The 19,355-nt window shown below is 70.0% G+C and carries 17 protein-coding genes and 1 pseudogene; 9 read left to right on the top strand and 9 right to left on the bottom strand.

Translation table 11 applies throughout. The features are described 5' to 3' along the window. Nucleotides 1-12: 12 nt before the first annotated feature. Both ACFYO0_RS40380 and ACFYO0_RS40375 read right to left on the bottom strand, forming a co-directional pair. On the bottom strand, nucleotides 13-1,278 hold the full coding sequence (locus tag ACFYO0_RS40380) for an LCP family protein (protein WP_388686423.1): 1,266 nt from the start codon (nucleotides 1,276-1,278) through the stop codon (nucleotides 13-15). A 29-nt stretch (nucleotides 1,279-1,307) separates the two neighbouring features. After that, nucleotides 1,308-3,386 carry a glycosyltransferase gene (locus ACFYO0_RS40375; RefSeq protein ID WP_388686421.1) on the bottom strand — a complete coding sequence of 693 codons (2,079 nt, stop codon included), beginning with the start codon at nucleotides 3,384-3,386 and terminating at the stop codon, nucleotides 1,308-1,310. A 286-nt stretch (nucleotides 3,387-3,672) separates the two neighbouring features. Between ACFYO0_RS40375 and ACFYO0_RS40370 the strand changes: the two genes are divergently transcribed. Both ACFYO0_RS40370 and ACFYO0_RS40365 read left to right on the top strand, forming a co-directional pair. After that, complete coding sequence (locus tag ACFYO0_RS40370; protein ID WP_388686420.1) at nucleotides 3,673-4,683, top strand: permease; 1,011 nt, start codon at nucleotides 3,673-3,675, stop codon at nucleotides 4,681-4,683. Next, a complete protein-coding gene (locus ACFYO0_RS40365) occupies nucleotides 4,680-5,456 on the top strand; it encodes a TIGR03943 family putative permease subunit (RefSeq protein WP_388686418.1) in 777 nt (258 codons plus the stop codon). Before ACFYO0_RS40370 ends, ACFYO0_RS40365 begins: the two co-directional genes overlap by 4 nt. Before the next feature lie 8 nt (nucleotides 5,457-5,464). Here ACFYO0_RS40365 and ACFYO0_RS40360 read toward each other — a convergent pair whose 3' ends face one another. Beyond that, nucleotides 5,465-6,151 (bottom strand): MBL fold metallo-hydrolase, encoded by a 687-nt coding sequence (locus tag ACFYO0_RS40360; RefSeq protein ID WP_388686417.1) that lies wholly within the window; start codon nucleotides 6,149-6,151, stop codon nucleotides 5,465-5,467. Next, nucleotides 6,148-7,290: a CapA family protein gene (locus tag ACFYO0_RS40355; RefSeq protein ID WP_388686415.1), complete on the bottom strand. Its 1,143-nt coding sequence runs from the start codon at nucleotides 7,288-7,290 to the stop codon at nucleotides 6,148-6,150. The genes ACFYO0_RS40360 and ACFYO0_RS40355 overlap by 4 nt, the downstream gene beginning before the upstream one ends. A gap of 88 nt (nucleotides 7,291-7,378) precedes the next feature. Between ACFYO0_RS40355 and ACFYO0_RS40350 the strand changes: the two genes are divergently transcribed. Next, nucleotides 7,379-8,266, top strand: coding sequence for an aminoglycoside phosphotransferase family protein (locus tag ACFYO0_RS40350; protein WP_388686414.1), 888 nt, complete (start codon nucleotides 7,379-7,381; stop codon nucleotides 8,264-8,266). Here the strand turns inward: ACFYO0_RS40350 and ACFYO0_RS40345 are convergent. The 3 genes and pseudogenes from ACFYO0_RS40345 to ACFYO0_RS40335 form a co-directional block, all read right to left on the bottom strand. Then, nucleotides 8,253-9,104, bottom strand: a complete 852-nt coding sequence (locus ACFYO0_RS40345) for a pectate lyase (protein ID WP_388686576.1) — start codon at nucleotides 9,102-9,104, stop codon at nucleotides 8,253-8,255. The genes ACFYO0_RS40350 and ACFYO0_RS40345 overlap by 14 nt on opposite strands. A gap of 33 nt (nucleotides 9,105-9,137) precedes the next feature. After that, nucleotides 9,138-9,488 (bottom strand): annotated as a pseudogene (locus ACFYO0_RS40340) (RICIN domain-containing protein); the annotation flags it as partial. Between the two features lie 260 nt (nucleotides 9,489-9,748). Further along, nucleotides 9,749-10,402, bottom strand: a complete 654-nt coding sequence (locus tag ACFYO0_RS40335) for a TetR/AcrR family transcriptional regulator (protein WP_388686412.1) — start codon at nucleotides 10,400-10,402, stop codon at nucleotides 9,749-9,751. A 147-nt stretch (nucleotides 10,403-10,549) separates the two neighbouring features. Here ACFYO0_RS40335 and ACFYO0_RS40330 point away from each other — a divergent pair, with 147 nt between their 5' ends. Next, the gene (locus ACFYO0_RS40330) at nucleotides 10,550-11,107 is read left to right on the top strand and encodes an NADPH-dependent FMN reductase (RefSeq protein WP_388686410.1); all 558 of its coding nucleotides are present in this window, start codon (nucleotides 10,550-10,552) and stop codon (nucleotides 11,105-11,107) included. Nucleotides 11,108-11,216: 109 nt separating this feature from the next. Here the strand turns inward: ACFYO0_RS40330 and ACFYO0_RS40325 are convergent, their stop codons facing one another. Next, entirely contained in the window at nucleotides 11,217-12,911 is a 1,695-nt protein-coding gene (locus ACFYO0_RS40325; RefSeq protein ID WP_388686408.1) for an ArnT family glycosyltransferase, read from the bottom strand. A gap of 229 nt (nucleotides 12,912-13,140) precedes the next feature. Between ACFYO0_RS40325 and ACFYO0_RS40320 the strand changes: the two genes are divergently transcribed. The 3 genes from ACFYO0_RS40320 to ACFYO0_RS40310 all read left to right on the top strand — a co-directional run bounded on the left by ACFYO0_RS40320 (nucleotide 13,141) and on the right by ACFYO0_RS40310 (nucleotide 17,300). Then, on the top strand, nucleotides 13,141-15,039 hold the full coding sequence (locus ACFYO0_RS40320; protein ID WP_388686406.1) for an AMP-dependent synthetase/ligase: 1,899 nt from the start codon (nucleotides 13,141-13,143) through the stop codon (nucleotides 15,037-15,039). Nucleotides 15,040-15,184: 145 nt separating this feature from the next. After that, nucleotides 15,185-16,369, top strand: coding sequence for a hypothetical protein (locus ACFYO0_RS40315; RefSeq protein ID WP_388686404.1), 1,185 nt, complete (start codon nucleotides 15,185-15,187; stop codon nucleotides 16,367-16,369). Nucleotides 16,370-16,859: 490 nt separating this feature from the next. Continuing rightward, nucleotides 16,860-17,300 carry a TIGR03618 family F420-dependent PPOX class oxidoreductase gene (locus tag ACFYO0_RS40310; protein ID WP_388686403.1) on the top strand — a complete coding sequence of 147 codons (441 nt, stop codon included), beginning with the start codon at nucleotides 16,860-16,862 and terminating at the stop codon, nucleotides 17,298-17,300. Nucleotides 17,301-17,334: 34 nt separating this feature from the next. Here ACFYO0_RS40310 and ACFYO0_RS40305 read toward each other — a convergent pair whose 3' ends face one another. After that, nucleotides 17,335-17,904, bottom strand: a complete 570-nt coding sequence (locus ACFYO0_RS40305) for a pep a2 (protein WP_388686401.1) — start codon at nucleotides 17,902-17,904, stop codon at nucleotides 17,335-17,337. Between the two features lie 325 nt (nucleotides 17,905-18,229). Here ACFYO0_RS40305 and ACFYO0_RS40300 point away from each other — a divergent pair, with 325 nt between their 5' ends. Then, complete coding sequence (locus tag ACFYO0_RS40300; protein ID WP_388686399.1) at nucleotides 18,230-18,535, top strand: DUF5133 domain-containing protein; 306 nt, start codon at nucleotides 18,230-18,232, stop codon at nucleotides 18,533-18,535. A 156-nt stretch (nucleotides 18,536-18,691) separates the two neighbouring features. After that, the coding region (locus tag ACFYO0_RS40295) for a maltotransferase domain-containing protein (RefSeq protein ID WP_388686397.1) at nucleotides 18,692-19,355 on the top strand (664 nt) is incomplete at its 3' end.

Below are 19,355 nucleotides of genomic sequence, written 5' to 3'. Positions count from 1 at the left end.
GGGCCGCGCGGCTCACTGCTTCTGCTGGACGGTCACCGGCTGGTCCTCCCTCAGCTGTGCGAAGAGCTGCCGTGCCTGGCGCATGTCCCACTTCACGGCGGCGCCCTGGGGCGTCCTGAATGCCGGGTCGGAGATGGGGACGTTGATCTGGCGCCCATTGCCTGCCGTGACCTTGCGCATCGCCTGGAACAGGCTCACGAGATCCGGCAGGCTCGTGTCCTCGTCCACGATGAGTGTGTCGAGGCCTGCGTCGGCGGTCGGTAAGACCCTGCTCGGGTTGAGGAGCGTCTGACGGTTGACCGCCTTCTTGGCGAGCGCGGCCAGGAACTTCTGCTGGTTCTGGGTACGGCCCAGGTCGCCCTGGGCCTCCTGCTTGCGCTGCCGTACGAACGCCAGTGCCTCGGCGCCGTTCAGGGTCTGGCAGCCCTTCTGCAGGTTCGCGCCCGAGTCCTTGTCCTTGATGGCGCGGTCCAGGCACATGTCGACGCCGCCGACCGCGTCCACGATCCCGACGAAGCCCGCGAAGCCGATCTCGGCGTAGTGGTCGATGTGCAGGCCCGTGTTGCGCTCGATGGTCTGCACGAGCAGCTCGGGGCCGCCCAGGGAGAACGACGCGTTCAGCTTGTTCGGCCCTCGGTAGTTCTGGCCGTTCTCGGGGCGGACGAACGACGGGAGAGTCACCCACGAGTCGCGTGGCAGGCTCATCATCGTCGTGCCGTTCGCGCCGGTGTGCAGCAGGATCATCGAGTCGGTGCGGCGGCCCTCGGTCGAGCCGGCCCGCAGATCCTGCCTGGCCTGCTCGGACAGGCCCTCGCGGCTGTCCGAGCCCACGATCAGATAGTTGGTCCCCTTGCCCTGCGCGGGGCGGTCCGGGAGCGCGCCCAGGTCGACCTCCTTGGTGAGCTCCGTGTCGGCCCACACGTACGCGCCGACCGGAGAGACGAGCAGGACGGCGAGCGCGAGGATCGCCAGCCGCACGGTCCGTTTACGCCGGGTGGGGCGGCGCCTGGGGGGTCTGGCGCCGCTGTCGGGAACCCTGCCTTTGCGGGATCTGGCGCGGTGCCGGTGGGGTTGGTGCGCGGCGGCCGTGCGGCCCGCTGCGGTGGACGACGGCATACCGGGCAGGGGCGCGGTGCGCCATGGGGGCGGGGCCGGGTTCCGGTCCGTCACCGGCCCCGTGTCGCCCCGCGCCGGATCCGGTCGGCCGCTCCCGTCCCAGCCACCCTCGCTCCAGCCACCCCTGTCGTTGTCCGGCAGACGGTCAGTCCACTCGCTCATCGGCCTGTCCAGTCCTCACGCCATCTCGCTCACCTCGTGGTCAGGCTCTTATACGAGTCAGCGCCGCCGATCTGTTCAGCGGCCGAACCGGAACGCCGCATGCGATGCCATTTGAGCCGGCTGCCGAACAGCAGGGCGACCATGGACTGGATGACGACCAGGTACGTCAACTGCCGGTACACGAAGAGCTGGAACGGCATCGACCACAGGGCCAGCACCTTCTCGCCGTCGAGCTTCAACGCGTAGTGGGCGCAGATCAGTTGGGCCCCCAGGAAGCTGAACCACACGGCGCCTGCCAGCCAGGAGTCGAGGAAGAGCACCGCGTACAGGGCGAACACGTCGATGACCGGGGCGAGCAGCGGAAGGGCGACCTGGAACAGCGCGATGTAGGTGAGTCCGCGCCGGCCGAAGCGCCCGGACACTCCCCGGTCCAGGACGGCACCGCGATGCTTCCACATGGCCTGGATGGTGCCGTAGCACCAGCGGTAGCGCTGCCGCCACAACTGTCCGAGAGAGGTGGGCACTTCGGTCCAGGCGACGGCGGACTCCTCGTAGAGCACCCGCCAGCCCGCCCGCCACAGCGCCATCGTGAGGTCGGTGTCCTCGGCCAGGGTGTCCTCGCTGACCCCGCCGACGCTCACCAGCGCGTCCCGGCGGTAGGCGCCGATGGCACCGGGGACCGTGGTCATGCACTCCAGGACCTCGAACATCCGGCGGTCGAGGTTGAAGCCGAAGCAGTACTCCAGGTGCTGCCACTTGGCCAGCAGGCGGCGCCGGTTGCCGACCTTGGCGTTGCCGCTGACGGCGCCGACAGCGGGGTGCGCCAGCGGCTGGATGAGTCGGCGGATGGCGTCCGCTTCGAAGACGGTGTCGGCGTCGACCATGACCACGATGTCGTGCCGTGCGTGCGCGAGCCCGGTGTTGAGGGCGACCGCCTTGCCCTCGTTCAGCTTGCGGATCACCTGTACGCGCGGGTCGCCGATCCCCTCGGCGATGTCCGCCGTGCGGTCCGTCGAGCCGTCGTCGATCACGATGATCTGCAGCTGCCGGTGCGTGGAGACCAGCAGGGAGAGGACGGTGGACTCGATGCCGGCCTCCTCGTTGTACGCGGGCACGAGCACCGTCACCGGTTCGGTCACCTCCGGCATCCAGGCCGCGCCGGGGCGGGAGTTCTCGAGCCGGCGGACATGGGTGCGGGCGAAGTAGGCGAGCAGTGCGAGACGCAGCAGTCCGAGGGTGCCCGCGATCCCGAGTACCCAGGTCATGGCGTTCGAGAAGGCGTCCCCGAGCTTGGTCACCCAGACCAGCGCGGTGCCCTGCCAGCGCTCGGCGGTGGACGCGGGCTCGTACGGGTCCAGCCTCATCCCCTCCGACACGGTCGTGAAGCGGTCCACGTTCCGGTTCTTCAGGAGCTTCTTGGTCTCCCCGTAGGCGAGCGACGTCTGGCTGAACTGCCGGACCAGGCCCTGCCTCGCCTTGCGGGACTCCGCGTCGGCGGCGACCAGTACGTAGCCCCGTGTGGCGGCCTGCTGTGCCGCCCGCCACTCGCGGCCGCACAGTGTGTCCGGTGTGGTGGTCCGCGGCATCCGCAGCAGTTTGGGATGCCGGCCCGCGGAGCTCGCCAACGCGCTCTCGGTCAGGTCGAGTTCCGCCGAGAAGCGGGTGGGCGACGACCCGCCCAGGACAGCGCCGGTGTATGTGTTCGAGCCGATCTCATGGCCCTCGGCGCGGATCCGCCTCACCAGCTCGGGATGACGGGCGGCCTCGGAGCCGAAGAGGAAGAAGGTGGCGCGTGCCCGGTGCTGCCGCAGCAGGTCGAGGAAGCGCGGGGTCCAGACGGGGTTGGGGCCGCCGTCGAAGGTGAGGGCGACGGTGCGGGCGGGCATCGAGGCGGTCTGGACGCCGTTGCCGTTGATGCCCACCACGGGTCCGCCGCGGGCGACGGCCTCCGGTGCGGGCGAGGTGCAGGGGGAGCGGGTCTTCGCGGCGTCGACCTCGTGGCTGGTCCAGCCCTCGAAGAACAGGACCGCAGCCATCACGGGGAGGACGAGGAGGAGTAACAGCCAGTGGCCGCGCGGGTCGCGGGACTGCTTGTGGCGGGCCTTCAAGAGACGTCAGCCCCCTTCGCGACGTCCCGGACCTCTCTTCCTCTCTCCGCGCGTGGTGGGCGGTCGGACTGTTTCTTCCGCTGACTGGTGGGGATGGCCTCGCACATGGTGGGCGAGTGTAGCCACAGGTGTTCGGTTGGATGTCAATAACACCGGCCGCCTCTTGTGGAGACGTACCGCACACGTAGGTTGGGCGCACAAGTTGAGCAACCGTGCCTGAATCGGCGTATGGAAGGTGGAGGGGAATCCGCCCGCGAAGCCCCTCCACGCTGGAGGTATCTCACCCGTGACCCTCACCAAGGCGGCCCCGTCCCGGGGCGACCGGCGCGATGTGGACGGGCCGCGGGGGTCGCGGGTCGACTCGTCGCTCGTCCTGATCATGCTGCTGCTCGTGGTGGTGGCGTTGCAGGGGCCGATCCGCGAGGCCGTGTCCACGCCGGTGATGCAGAGCTGGATGACGGTGTTCGTCGCGGTGGTGGTGCAGGCCCTGCCGTTCCTCGTCCTCGGCGTCCTGCTGTCGGCGGTCATCGCGGTGTTCGTCCCGGCGTCGTTCTTCGCCCGCGCACTGCCGAAACGGCCGGCTCTGGCCGTTCCGGTCGCCGGGATGGGCGGGGCGGTGCTGCCCGGCTGTGAGTGCGCTTCCGTGCCGGTGGCCGGCGCGTTGGTGCGCCGGGGCGTCGCGCCCGCGGCGGCGTTCGCGTTCCTGCTGTCCGCTCCGGCGATCAACCCGATCGTGCTGACCGCCACCGCCGTCGCGTTTCCCGGCAAGCCGGAGATGGTCCTCGCGCGGTTCGTGGCGAGTCTGCTGGTGGCGTGCGCGATGGGCTGGCTGTGGCAGCGGCTTGGCCGCAGCGACTGGCTGCGTCCGCCGTCCCGCCCCGAGTCCGAGGGCCTGGGCAGGGGGGCGGCGTTCTGGGGGTCCGTACGGCATGACGTGATGCACGCGGGCGGATTCCTCGTCGTCGGCGCGATGGCCGCGGCCACCCTGAAGGCCGTGGTGCCGGCGAGCTGGCTGCAGGCCACGGCCGACAACCCCGTCCTCGCGGTGCTCGCCCTGGCGGTCCTCGCGGTGCTGTTGTCGATCTGCTCGGAGGCCGACGCGTTCGTGGCCGCGTCCCTGTCGCAGTTCTCGCTCACCGCGCGGCTGGCGTTTCTCGTGGTCGGGCCGATGATCGACCTGAAGCTTTTCGCCATGCAGGCCGGCACGTTCGGCCGTGGCTTCGCGCTGCGGTTCGCCCCGGCGACCTTCGCCCTGGGCGTGCTGATGTCGGTCCTGGTCGGGGCGGTGCTGCTGTGAGCCGGCAGGCACAGGCAGCCGTGCTGTTCCTCATCGGCGGGGCGCTGCTGCACGCGAGCTACACCGATCTCTACCTGCGGTACGTCAAGGCCGGGCTGCGTCCGCTGCTGCTGGTGGCCGGTGTCGTCCTGATCGCGGCGGCCGTCGCCACCGTCTGGTACGAACTGCGACGGCCGCGCACGGCCAAGGGGAAGGCCGCGGAGTACCGGCCGGAGAACCAGTCCGGGATCGAGCACCACGACGGGCACGGGCACGGACACGCCCACCGCGAACCGCGCGTTGCCTGGCTCCTCGCCCTGCCCATCCTCGCGCTCATCCTGGTCGCCCCGCCCGCGCTCGGCTCCTACAGCGCCATGCGCACCGGCACGGCCCTGCAGAAACCCTGGGGCTTCGCCGACCTTCCCGCGGGCGACCCCGTACGGATGAGCCTCGTCGACTACGCCGGCCGCGCGGTCTACGACCAGGGGCGCTCCCTCCACGACCGGCAGGTCGAGATCACCGGCTTTGTCGCCCTGGACCGGCGCGGTACGCCGTACCTCGTCCGCATGGCGCTCAACTGCTGCGCCGCCGACGGCCAGCCCGTCAAGGTCGGACTGGCCGGAAAGACTCCTCCCGTCCTGCAGCCCGACACCTGGCTCGAAGTCACCGGCACCTACACCGGCAAACGGACCAAGGATCCGGTCAACGACGGTGTCATCCCCTTCATCGACGTCACCGAGGCCACACCGGTCCCGGCCCCGCGCGATCCGTACGACGAGGGCGGGGGCGGCTGAGCGTCGCGTCATCGGCCGCGACGCCGGGGACTCGCCGTGCTGCGGGCGTCGGCGCCGTGCTCGTCCCACGGCAGGGAGTCGTCCCACCGCAAGGTGTAGGTGTGCCCTTCGACGCCCCATTCACCGGCCGGCGGCTTCAGCCCGGCGTCGACAGCCCGCAGCGTGGGCCGTCCGATGTGGGCGTACACCAGTCGCCGCACCCCGTAGCGCACAGCCTGCTCGCTGACGGTCCGTACGCACATATGGCCGCCGACGCCGCCCCGGAACCGTATCGGCCGGTCCCAGGCGGCGGCCTCCGCGAACATCAGGTCCGCCTGGGCCGCCCAGCGCGGGAACTCCCAGAACTCCGGCGCCCAGGCCACGACCAGGGCGCCCGCCTCGATGCGATAGCCGTACGCGGGATGCGAGGTGTGCGCCACCGGGCAGCAACGCACCCGTACCGCACCGAGCTCCAGGTCACCGGCCCGCGGCGATACGCCTCGGGTGGCCCCTCGTCGCCGCAGTTCGGACCGCAGTTCCGCCTGCTCGTCGGTGACCAGCCAGGCGTCGAGCCGTCCGGGCGGCGGCTCGGCCCCGGGGCCGCCGTCGAAGGCCACGCGGTGCCCGGGGCATCCCAGCAGCAGACCGGCCGGGGCGAACCGCGGCGAGTTCATCGCGCCCACGCCGAGGAGGGTCAGCCGCAGCAAGTGGTTCATCGGCCGGGCTCCGTCGCAGGGGGTCCGTGCAGGGCAGGCGGGTGTACGAGTGTGAGAGCTCCGTCGGGATCCAGGGTGATGTGGACCGATTCGCTGATCCGGTCGAGGGTCGTGCGCAGCCAGTCCCGGTCCTCGTCCGTCGCGGGCTCCAGCCGCATCCGCCGGGCCCGCAGCGGCACCATGCGCAGACCGGCCAGCCGCCCGGTGTCCGCCTCCACCGAGACGAAGTAGGCGACCCGGAGGTCGTCGCGGTACTGCTCGTAGCCGGAGATGCCCTCGTAGTCGTCGATGAAGTCGCCGCAGCCGTAGAGGATCAGCCGGTCGCGGTACACCTCGATGGTGCGGGGATGGTGCGAGGAGTGCCCGTGTACGACGTCGACACCGCCGTCCACCAGAGCGCGCGCGAAGCGGATCTGCTCCTGGGAGATGCGATAACCCCAGTTGGAGCCCCAGTGCACGGAGACGACCGTGATGTCACCGGGCAGCTTCTCCTGCCGCACTCGCCGGACCGTCTCGGCGGCAGCGGCCGACGGCTCGACGGCATGGGCGACACCGGGCACGTACTCGGTGGCCGCCCAGCCCGGCGGGATGCCGCTGGACTCCATCCCGAGGGCGAACACCAGCACGCGTGCGGTGCGGCTGACGGTCACCGTCGCGGGCGCGTGCGCCTCGTCGGCGTTGCGCCCCGCGCCGACCGCCCGCAGACCCGCCCGGTACAGCGAGTGAAGCGTTTCCTCGAGACCCGGGGGGCCGAAGTCCAGCACATGGTTGTTGGCCAGGACGCACACGTCGGGCCGGGCCGCGGCCAGGGCGGGCATGTTGGCCGGGTGCATCCGGTAGTGGATCTCCTTGCCCGGCTCGAAGGTGTCGCTGCGGGTGACGGCCGTCTCCAGGTTCACGATCCTGGCGTCCGGGGCGGCCTCCTCCAGCACCCGGAGCGCGTCGCCCCAGGGCCAGGAGGGCTCGACCGGCGCGAGGATCGGGCCGTTCACGGCCTCGGCAGACTCGACGTAGAAGCGGGCGTCGCGAACGTAGCCTTCGCGCAGTGTCGGGTCACCGGGATGCGGAAGGATCTGGTCGACGCCGCGCCCGAGCATCACATCGCCGCAGAGGAACAGCGTCACGACGCCGCCGCCCATGTCTCAAGCGTACGGAAATCGGTTGACGGGTGATGGCCTGGACCGTTCGTATGGCGCTCGGCCGGGACCTCACTTCAGGAAGGTGCTCATGGGCGGCGGAAAATTGCATGCGGACGAGTTCGACATCGATGTGTCTGGCGTACGTCGGCTGATCGCGGCGCAGTTTCCGCAGTGGGCGGATCTTCCCCTCGAGCGGATCGAGTCCGCCGGCACGGCCAACGCCATGTTCCGGCTCGGCGGGGCCATGACCGTGCGGCTGCCCCGTGTCGAGGGGGCGGCGGGCGATGTGGAGAAGGAGCACCGGTGGCTCCCCCGGCTCGCTCCCTCACTTCCGGTCGCCGTTCCCGTACCGCTGGTCAGGGGAGTGCCCGACGAGGGCTATCCATGGCCGTGGGCCGTCTATCGCTGGCTCGACGGTGAGACTCCGGTCGTCGGGCATATCACCGATCCCGGCCTGCTGGCCAAGGATCTCGCCGAGTTCGTGGCCGCGTTACGCCGGATCGATCCCGAGAACGGGCCTGCCTCGTACCGAAGCGAGACCCTGACCGCGCGAGACGCGACGACGCGTGCCGCGATCGAGGAACTGCGCGCGGTCGTCGACGCCGACGCGGCGACCGCCGCGTGGGAGGCGGCTCTGAACGCCCCCGAGTGGCCCGGTCCTGCAGTCTGGATTCACGCGGACCTGCAGCCGGGGAACGTGCTGATCGCAGACGGCCGGCTCAGCGCCGTGATCGACTTCGGCTGCCTGGGCCTGGGCGATCCGGCCGTCGATCTGATCGCGGCCTGGTATCTGCTGCCGCCCGAGGCACGCGACGTCTTCCGCTCCGCTCTGGAGCGCGATGACGCCGCCTGGGAGCGGGGCCGCGGCTGGGCGCTGTCGATCGCGCTCGACGAACTGCGCTACTACCAGGACACGAATCCGGTCATGGCGAGCATCGCGCGACGCGTCATCCACGCAGTTCTCACTGGTAGCTGATGCTGGAGGAACTGTAGCGGCAGTGGGTGCCGTCCGCGCCGCTGCCGAGTTTCGTCGGTTCGTCACCGGAGTCGTTGCCCTGGAAGCGCTCGCAGACGTTCATCTCGCCGCCGACGATGGTGATGCCGGAGAGGTCGGCGGTGTCGCCGTAGTTGGCGTTGACGCCGACCAGCGACTGGCCGGGGCCGGTCGCCTTCACGTTGCTGACCACGACATGGCGTTCGTACTGGGTGTCGCAGTTGCCGCAGGACCGGTAGAGCTTGCCGAAGTTCTCGACCTGGAAGTTCTTGATCGTCACGGTGCCTGCGCCGTTGTGCTGGAAGACCTTGTCGTCGGCGTTCCTCGCGCCGCCGCCGTCGATGGTGTACCTGGCCGAGGCCGACGTGCCCTTGAAGGTGGCGGCGTCCTCTCCGACGTCCTCCCACCACACGTTCTGCAGGGTGCAACTGCCCAGGCAGTGAATGCCGTCGGCGGCCGGGGCACCCAGGATGACGTTCTTGAGCACGGCGCCGTCGGCCAGCTCGAACAGGGCGTCCTGGTCCTCGCCCTGGCCGCCGCCGCCCAGTTCACCGGAACCGGAGTAGCGCTTCATACCGCCGTCGTAACTGCCGGAGACCTCGATGGTGGCGGACACCGGCTCGCCCGCCGGGGCGTTCGGCCATGCGCCGAGGGCGGTGCCTCTGGAAGGCGTACGAGGGCGGGTCGCCGAAGCGGTGGGGGTGGCGCGTTTGCTCGGTGACGCCGAGGGCGAGGCGGACGTGGACGGGGATGCCGAGGGTGATTTCGATGACGAGGGGGACGACGACGGGGACGGGGATGTCGTGGGCGTCGGAGCCACGTCGGACACCGCCCTCAGTCGCCAGTTCTTGCTGCTCCCGCCGTCACAGGAGTCCTGTTGCGCCAGGGCTCCCTCGAGGTTCAGGCACTTCCCGCTCTTGGCATTGACAAGGTGGTACGCCTCGCCGACCTCGGTCGTCTTCCAGACCTGTGAGCTGCCGTCGCCGCAGGCCTGCTGCTGCACGGCCATGCCGTCCGACGTCGCAGCACCCTTCACGTCGACGCACAGACCGCCCGACGCGGACTTCACCCGGAACCCCTCGCCGGACTCCGTGAGTTGCCACCTCTGCCCCGCTGCGCCGTCACATGCCGCCCCGCCCAGCCGCGCGCCGCCCGACGGCTCGGTCAGGCACGTACCGTCACCCGCGTTCACCACCTGGTACATCCCCGCGTCGGGTCCGGACGCGGAGGCCGACATGAGCACCCCGCCGACGATCGCGCCGCAGGTCAGAACGGCGGCCAGTGCGCTGATCAGTACGTTTCTTCGCCGGCTCGACTGATTTCGCCGCGGCCCGCGATGGGCTGCTCTCTTACCCACGTCGTTACTGTCCTTCAGGGGTGCGCAGTTGAGGTTGGTCCCGCACCCCTCTGTCGCCACCGGTCGGACAAAGGTTGCCTCCGGTGGCCGAATTCGTACGGTGTCCGCTACGTGGCTGCGCCCAGGCGCTCGACGAGGTCGTACCAGCCGGCCTCCAGTCGCTCCACGGACATCCCTCGCTGGGTGAGCAGGTGGTCGGCGAGAAGGGTGCCGAGATAGCCGAGCAGCGTGTGCGCCACGAGTTCGATGTCGCCGGGCGCCTTCAACTGCCGTAGCAGCAGGGCGACATGGCCGAGCCTGAGGTGATTCGCCGGGCTGCTGTAGTGGCGGGACACGTCCGCGTGGGCAGCCAGATAGAGGTCGCGGTGGGCGCGTTCGTGGCGGATGACGGCCGGGCCGAAGGCGCGCAGGCGCTCGGCGGCGGGCGCGTCCGGCCCCAGCGGCGGCGGCCCCATGAGTAAAGCGGTCTGGAGCTGCTGCTCGTGGTGGTCCAGGAGGGCGAGCATGAGCCCGGCGCGGTCGCCGAACCGCCGGAAGACGGTGCCTTTGCCGACCTTGGCGGCGGTGGCGACAGCCTCCATGGTGACGTTCCCGATCCCGCGCTCGGCCGCGAGTTCGGCGGCCACTTCCAGCAGGCGCATGCGGTTGCGTGCGGCGTCGGCGCGCAGCCGGGGCGGCTCCTCGGTCGGGGTCAGGGTGAGATCCACCTGTCCGGAGGGCGGTGCCTGCGCAGTCGGGAAGAGCGGGAGCGGCTCGGTCATGGCTTCAGCGTAGCGCCGTGAGGAATAGAAGTGGACCGCGGTCCGGTTAATCGCGGACAGAACTGGACCACGGTCCGGTTAAGTGATACAACATTCAACGGACCACGGTCCGCTTGTTCCGGCCCACTCTTTTCTGGAGTACCACTCATGTCTGTTCGCATCCTCGCGCTCGTCGGCAGCCTCCGCACCGGTTCGCACAACCGTCAGCTCGCCGAGACGGCCGTCAAGCACGCCCCCGCCGGTGTCGAGATCACGCTCTTCGAGGGCCTGGCCGAGGTGCCGTTCTACAACGAGGACATCGACGTCGAGGGCAGCGTGCCCGAGGCCGCCGCCCGGCTGCGTGCCACGGCCGGCCAGGTCGACGGCTTCCTGCTGTTCTCGCCGGAGTACAACGGCACCATGCCCGCCGTGCTGAAGAACGCGATCGACTGGCTGTCCCGCCCGTACGGCGCCGGCGCGATCTCCGGCAAGCCCGTCGCCGTGGTCGGTACCGCCTTCGGCCAGTACGGCGGCGTATGGGCGCAGGATGACGCCCGCAAGTCCCTGGGCGTCGCCGGCGCCTCGGTCCTGGAGGACGTCAAGCTGTCCATCCCCGGCTCGGTCACCCGCTTCGCGGACACCCACCCCTCCGACGACAACGAGGTCGTCACCGGCCTGACCGAGGTCATCCAGCAGCTCTCCCAGGCCACGCCCTCCGCGGCCTGACAACGGCGTCGGCCCGGCGAAGGCGCGCGAAGCGGGAGCACGCCACCGCCGGGCTGCCCCGCTCCGAAGCCGCGATCGTCCCACCCGCCTCCTCTCCCCCGCAACGCCGTCAGTCCCGGCGGAAGATCGTGATCGAGTGGCCGACCTCGTCGATCGGCCTGCTGGACTCGACCAGCGCCTCGAGCGGCCCTCCGGGCTCGGCCTTGGCGACCGCCGAATTCGAGATGACGAGCAGCCCGCGCACCTCCTCGGGCTTCACCTTGAACGGATCGCGGGCGTCGATGCCGTAGTACGACGGGACCCCGCTGCCCTTGTAACCGAGCCAGACCCGCTCATCGGGGTAGCGCTGCCGGAGATGTTCGGCCAGCCGTCCCAGATCCTGGCCCCAGTCGACGTTCGAGTCGTGCAGGTGCTGGTGGGTCTTCGAAGTCCCGCCGAACGCCTCGTTGGAGTACGGCAGGTAGTACGGGAAGGTCCGCAGCGAACTCACCGCGACGAACACGACCAGCGCCGCCGTCATCCCGTACGCCCACCGTGTGCGGTGGACGAGTACGCCGGCCGCGGCGACGGCCAGGAACATCGGCAGGAAGATGGCGTACCGGACTCCGAAGCCGCGCGACCCGTCCAGGAGCACGGCCATCAGCACCGCCGGGAGCAGCAGCAGGTACGGTGCCGCGGGCCGGAGGCGGCGAGCCGTCAGCAAGGTCACGGCACCGGCTGCCCACAGCGCGAGCATGCCCAGCGGTGTCTTCACCAGCACCGCGGCCGGCAGGTAGTACCACAGCGAGCCGAAGTAGCGCCGGCCGAACAGGAAGCCACCGCCCTTCGTCGAGTACTCGATGCCGAACTGGATGCGCATACCGTCCCGGTACGGCTCCGGCACGGGCAGCCAGGCGGTGAGGAGGCCGCGCTTCCCGCCGATGTCCGGCACATTCCTGGGTGTCGTCCAGGGCGGGCGCGGGTCGACGGCCAGGTAGGCGGACCACACCACGGCGATGGCGACGAGCGCCACACCGGCCGCGGCAAGGACGGCGTACGCGAAGAGTCGCCGCGTCCCGCGTCGGTCGAGGCCGGGTGTGCGACGCGCCGACCAGAACGACCAAGCGGCCAGAAGCAGCAGCACCGGCGCCGCCGCCAAGGTGTTCATGCGTGTCGCCAGAGCCGCGCCGAGTGCCAGACCGGCCGGCGGGAGGTTGCGGAACGGACGGTCTCGGGCCCGCCAGAGCAGCCACGCCGATGCCAGCAGGAAACCGGCGGCGGGTACGTCGAGTGTGGCCAGCGATCCGTGCGCGATGACATCCGGCGAGAACGCGTAGAGCGCGAGCGCCGCCACCCCGCCCACCGCACCGACGAGATCGCGCGCGAACGCGAAGACGACCAGGCCGAACAGCAGGGTCAGCGCGATCATCGGCAGTCGGGCGAACAACATCACTCGCCACGGATCGTTGCCCGATTCGTACAGCACATGCCGTCCGAGAGCGGTCTGGTCGCCCGTGAAGTCGGGGTCGAGATGCACATTGGTGAACGCCAGCCCGGACGCGATGATCAGCTTGCCCAGGGGCGGATGCTCGGGGTTGTAGCGGAGGTCGCGCTGCTCCAGGTAGACCTGGCCCGTCCCCACGTACACGGGCTCGTCGATGGTCGGCGTCTGCTCCACAGCCGTGGTGATCATCGCGGCGGCCATCTGCGCCAGCAACACGGCCACGAGGAGCGGGAGCAGCCATCGCCGGTGCCGCCGCAGTACGTCGAAGCGGCTCCGTGGAGTGGGCGCGGTGGCGGTCGGTTCGGCGTGCCTGATCGCCATGAACATCGGCATACGCATGACTACGTCCGTCCCGTACGAGACTGCTCATCCTCGCGCGTATCGTCCGCCCGGCACCCGCATGAAACACCTCTTCAGGCCTGATCAGCCATCAGATCAAGTCACTTGGCGGTTCCGGACACGGCTGCCGTCGGCGTGGACTAGATTTCAAAGGCTCCCGGTCCCCAGCCTGAACCCCGAGGGCGCTGTGAGAAGAATGCTGGAGCGGCGCATGCATGTGTCCGAAGTTCCCTCCTCGGCTCTGCCCTTGATGCGAGGAGGACTTGCCGACAGTCTCTTCGACACGGCCGAGCGCATACCTTTGCTTCCGCAGATCGCACGCCGTTCCGCATCCTCCCCTCCGACCTGGTCGCCGGTGACGGCAGTCGAGTTGCGGGACGAAGTCACCGACCTGGCCAGGGGCTTCATCGCGTCCGGGCTGTATCCCGGACACCGCGTGGCCATCATGGCCCGTACGCGCTACGAGTGGACCGTGCTCACCTACGCACTGTGGGCGGTGGGAGCCGAGATCGTTCCGATCTACCCGACCTCGTCGCACGATCAGGTCGCGTGGATCCTGCGCGACGCGAACTGCGCCGGTGTGATCGTCGAGGACGAGCAGGGCCTCATGACGGTCGGCTCGGCGTGCGCCGCACTGCCGCAACTGCGCCACGTCTGGCAGTTGGACGCCGGATCCCTCGCTCAGCTCGTAGAACTGGGCCGGTCCGTACCGCTCTCGGCCGTCGACTCGATGCGCCGGATCGTGCTCCCCGACTCGACCGCGGTCATCGCGTACACGTCCGGCACGACAGGACATCCCCGAGGGTGCGCCCTGAGCCATCGCAATCTGGCGAGCCCCTGCGACTCCCTGCTGGCCGGCTGGGCCCACACGACGGCGCCGCCCGGCCGGCAGCCGGCCATCCTCGCCTTCCTGCCCTTCTCCCACGTGTACGGCCTCATGATCCAAGGGATCTGCGTACGCGGCGGACTACTGCTGGGGCACGAGTCCGAGATGAGCCAGGAGGCACTGTCCGAGGCCTTTCTGTCGTTTCGCCCCACGTTCCTGTTCGGCGTCCCCTTCGTCTTCGAGAAGATCTACAAGAACTTCCTGCGCAAGGCCCAACAGACGGGCCACGGCCCACTGTTCGACCGCGCGGCGCGCATCGCACGACGATTCGCCGGAGCGGTGGAACGGCAGCAGCTGGGAACGGGTTCCGGGCCCAGCTTCGAACTGCGCGCCCAGCACGCCTTCTACGAACGGACGGTCTACCGGAAACTGCGCGCCGCACTGGGCGGAAGAGTATGCGGCGCCTGTTCCGGCGGCTCGCCGCTGAACCGGCAACTCGCCCTCTTCTACTCGGGGATCGGGATCTTCATCCACGACGGATACGGGCTCACGGAGACGAGTGGCGGGATGACCGCGCAGCCCGTCGGGCGGCACAAGTTCGGCACCGTCGGACGCCCCCTGCCGGGCATCGAGGTCCGCGTGGCCGAGGACGGGGAGATCCTGGTGCACGGCCCCTCGGTCTTCCAGGGTTACGTCAATGACGTGCCCGGCACTCGGGAAGCGCTCCGCGACGGCTGGCTGGCCACGGGGGACATCGGCCGGCTCGACAACGACGGGTATCTGGCCATCACGGGGCGCAAGAAGGACATCATCATCACGAGCGGCGGCAAGAGCGTGGCTCCTGCGGCCCTTGAAGAACGTCTCCGGGTCCACCCGCTCATCCATCAAGCGGTCGTCGTGGGTGACAACCGCCCTTGTGTGGGGGCCCTGATCGCCCTGGATCCGGACTTTCTCGCTCACTGGCGCTCCAGCCTGCCCCTGGGCGGCGAGGCGTCGAACCGGGACGTACGAGAGCAGAACGCCCTGCGGGAAGAGGTCAAGCGCGCGATCGCGGCGGCCAACAGCACGGTGTCCCGTTCCGAGTCCATCCGCGTCTTCCGCATCCTCCCGGAGCCCATCGACCCGGCCACCGGGCTGATGACACCGTCGATGAAGCTGCGCAGGGACGCCATCGCACACCACTTCGCGGCCGAGATCGACGCGATGTACGCGACCTCGAGAGCCGCGCGACGCAGCCCGGCCGTCGAGTCGTACACCTGGGAGGACGACAACGTGTTCCGGTGAGGTGTCCCGGGACGGCAGGGCGTCACACGGGTGGCTCGGCCCCGCGTGCGGGGGCCTGGGGCGGCGCCTAGAAAGGCGGATATCGGAGTCTCGTGCCGCACGTCAGGGGCGTGACAGCGTCCGCTGACCTTTGTAGGAGCCGAGTATGACAACCCGTTCGCCGTTCCCGCCCGACCACTCCGGCATACCTGTCGAGGGTGAGACCGACGCGCCCCCGCCGCCGACAGCACCACCCGTCTACCATCTGGGATCCGCTGCCCCGCCGACGGAGGACGATCCGGCTGTCACTCCCCCGCCACGCCCGCTCGGCCCTGTGGTCATGCCGTTCCTGGACATGCCGTCCGCCGGAGAAGGCGACCTCGGCTTCGAGGAGTTGCACGTGGATCCGGTCGGGGGGCTGGTGCATGCCGCCGCCGTCGACCGGCCGCTGGACGAGGTCATCGAGCTCATCAAGCTGCTCGAGGAGTCACCGGAGTACGCGAGCGCCACGGTCGACGCACTGCGGGCGGTCGGCAGAGACCGTTCCGTGGAGGACGTGAGCCGGCTGGTGACCGAGCTGACCCGGCCGCCGAGGAAGGCCGACAGTGCCGACGAGGCGATCCGCGCCGCCGCCCGGAGCCGCCCTGTGGAGGACGTCACGCGGCTGATGGCATTCCTGCACTTGTCCCCACTGGAACCCCACTGCGCGGAAGAGGCGGCGCGGGCCGCCGCCACGAGCCGGCCGGTGGAGGAACTCGTGCAGCTGATCGGCCGCCTGGCCCATGAGCGGGAAGTACGTCCCGAGCGTCAGCCGGTGCGGGAGGCGTCGGGGCGGTCCGCCGCCGAAGCTCCCGCGGCTGGGCCTGAGGAGCGACCGGCCGCAGTGCTGGGTGCCGTCGGCCACGCGGTCCGTACAAGGCGCGCAGGGACCGCGAAGGACGGCGTTCCCCCCGGCTGGCCGCTATGGGTCGCAGCCGCCGCGCTGTTCCTGTGCGGCCTCGCCTACTTCCCGCCGGATCGCGGCAGCGCGTCGGCGGGCGCCTACGGCTTCACCATGGGCGCATCGGTCCTGTGCGTCCTGCTGGCCTTGGCTCTGGCCCTGGCCCCGGCTCTGTTCCGCAAGGGCCGACTGCCGGTCCTCGCCGCGGGTGTCGTCCTGCCGACCGCACTGGCCGTCGCCCAACTGCTGGAGGGCCAGATCAACTCGCCGGGCCTGACCAGTGCCCTGGACATCACCATCGCGCCACCGTGGGCGGCCAATCTCGCGGCCGCACTCGCCGCGCTGGCCTCCCTGACAGCCCTTCTCACGCTGCTGTCGGCACCGGGTGAACAGGACCGCGGATCCCGGTAGGCCCCGACCGACGCTCCCGGCATCCCGCCGCCGTTTACGAAACATTCGTAAACGGCGGCGATTGCTTTTGCGACGACTTCGCGGCCGAACTACGTTGACAGGGCTGAAGTCGACGTCCAGGTGCGGGTCGTACGCCTCGGGCTGGAGGCCGAGTTCATGGGTGGCGTACTCGCCGAAGCGGCGGATGTGCTCGGTCCGGTACGGAGGCACGAGCCGCGTCGGACGCAGACGTGGCGGCTACGGAATCGAAGCAGCCGATCACCTTACGCTGCCGTCCGGCTCACACGTACCTAACTTGCCTGACACGTCTCCAACGCGATGACCTGTAGGGACATGGCCAACGCTCCTGCGTACGGCAGGTTGAAAGACGGGTTCTCAACGGCCGGGAGGCGTGGCGTGGCGATCCCGGTTGCCGCGCCACGTCGCCACGTACGAGACCGCCTGCCTCGACAACGGAATGTCTCGGCGACTCCCAGGCGTTGAACAGCCCATGTCCAACGACACAAGCCAGGACGCCCTGCTCAAGCTGCTCGGCGAGTACGACGGTGGGGTGCTGGTCACCCTCAAACGCGACGGACGACCTCAGCTGTCGAACGTCAACCACGCGTACTACCCCGACGAAAGGACCGTGCGCGTCTCGATCACGGACGACCGTGCCAAGACGCACAACATGCGCCGGGATCCGCGGGTGTCGTACCACGTGACCAGCGAGAACCGATGGGCCTACACCGTCGTCGAGGGTGTCGCCGACCTCTCCCCCGTCGCGCGTGATCCGCACGACGAGACGGTCGAGGAACTCATCCGGCTCTACCGCGACGTCCAGGGCGAGCATCCCGACTGGGACGACTACCGCGCCGCCATGGTCCGCGACCGCCGCCTCGTCCTGCGCCTGCGGATCGAGCGGGCGTACGGAGCGCCGCGCGCCCGCTGACCGAAGAACGGCCGCGCTTTCGCACCGGCGGGGCTCAGAGGCAGGCAGGCAGCGCGAATCCGGTCGGCGAGCCCTCCGGACCCCTGGCGCGGGCGTCGGCCGTCGCTGCCGTGAGCAGGCTCGTCGGCGCGGAACCGGCCAGGGCGGGCACCGGCGCCTCGCGGGGCATGGGGCGTGCCGTGCGCAGGCTGGGGGCGGGGCGGATCGGGACCAGCGGAGCGCGCTCGACGGCGCGGGCCCGGCGCGAGAACCAGATCATCTTGCCGCCGGTTCCCGTCGCACAGCAGCCCCATCCGTCGCTGACGGCGGCGATGTGGGCCAGACAGCCCGGTTGGGCGTGCTTCGGGTGCAGGTCCGCGTCGTTGTCCGCGATGGCGGTGATGAGGTGCCGGCCGGTCCACCACATCTCGATGGTGGTGTTCTTGTCCTCGGCGTGCTCGTCGATCGTGTGCAGCAGCACCTCGGCGCAGTGGCAGACGGGCTCGACCAGGTCGTCGAGGTTCCAGTACCGGAGGTGGGCGGCCAGGATGCGCCTGACCTGCGCGACCCGTTCCGGGCTGACGTCCACGTCGAGGTGGTAGTAGCAGGGCACTACGGTCTTCATCGTCCTTGGCTCCTCACCGGCGAAGCTCTCGCTCCCCCTCGCCCTTGCGGGCCGAGCCCCGAATACGAAGCGTGAGCGCTGATCGCTCCTGAGTCACTCCTGAGTCACTCCAGGGTGAGAGTGCTACTCCGTTCGTGCAACACGAGAGACAAGACGAGGCAGGAGCGCCGCATGTCGTTGAAGAGACAACAGGACGTTCTGTGGCACGGCGTGCACCATGAGTGAAGGCTCGACTTCTGTAACCGGTCGGCGCCTCTCCGTGCACGCCCTTCGCGCACCGTCCGGGTGAACTGTGCGCACCAGCGAGGAGGAAGGTGACCAGAAGATGCTGCTCCCTGCCAAAGCCGAGGTCGCCAGGCATCTGGAGCAGTACCGGGCCTGGGAACGCCTGATGCTCGCCGCCCCCGCCGACCGCACGGCGCGGGACAACTTCGAGAGCACGGGCTACACCCTGTGCGTGCTCATGGGGAAGCGCTGCGCCCGTGAGGCCGCCGACGCCGCTGAGCGCTACCTGGGCGCTGATTTAGCGGTGTACTTCGCAAGCCGGAACGGCAGGAGCCGCCGCCGAAACGGTGCCCGCAGGACGGCGGCCACCCGACCGACGGGACTCGCGGCGACACCGGCGCGGTAGGCGGACTTCCCCAAGTCCGATGCGGTGTCGCGCCCCTTCAGGGGCGCGGGGCTGAATCAATTTGCGGCTCCGCAGCGATGGGGAACGACCAGCCACAACGGACCCGCAGCTTCGAACCGCATGTCCAGCGGAGCGCTCAGGTGGGAGGTGAAACCCATGAACCGGTACCAGGCCGACGGCCGTGCCACGGTAGGCCGCGTCCCCATCCTCGATGTCCGCCCGGTGGTCGAGTGCGGCAGACGCCCGGCGAAGGCGGTCGTGGGAGAAACCTTCCAGGTCACTGCCACGGTTTTCGGCGAAGGCCATGACGCGATCGCCGCCAATGTCGTGTTGTACGACCCGAGCGGTCGCCCGGGTCCCTGGACTCCGATGCGCGAACTCGCCCCGGGCAGCGACCGCTGGGGCGCCGATGTCACGCCGGACGCGATGGGCCATTGGACGTACGTGGTGGAGGCCTGGGGCGACCCGGTCACCACCTGGCGTCATCACGCGCAGATCAAGATCCCGGCGGGGATGGACACGGAGCTGGTTCTGGAGGAGGGCGCGCTGCTGTACGAGCGGGCCGCCGCCGGAGCCCCCGACGGCGCGGCGGTACGCGCCGCCGCGCAGGCGCTGCGCGACAAGTCCCGGCCCCCGGCAGCCCGTCTGGCGGCCGCCTCGGCTCCGGAGGTGGACGCCGTTCTCTCCGAGCATCCCCTGCGTGACCGGGTCACCAGGTCGGGTCCGTTGCCGTTGTTGGTGGAGCGGGAGCGGGCGTTGTACGGCTCGTGGTACGAGTTCTTCCCGCGTTCGGAGGGCGCGGTCGTCGAGACGGGCAGGC

This window comes from Streptomyces sp. NPDC006365, from assembly GCF_042870755.1.
In the GTDB taxonomy this organism is placed as follows: domain Bacteria; phylum Actinomycetota; class Actinomycetes; order Streptomycetales; family Streptomycetaceae; genus Streptomyces; species Streptomyces xiangluensis.
This window is presented reverse-complemented; position numbering and strand designations above follow the sequence as displayed.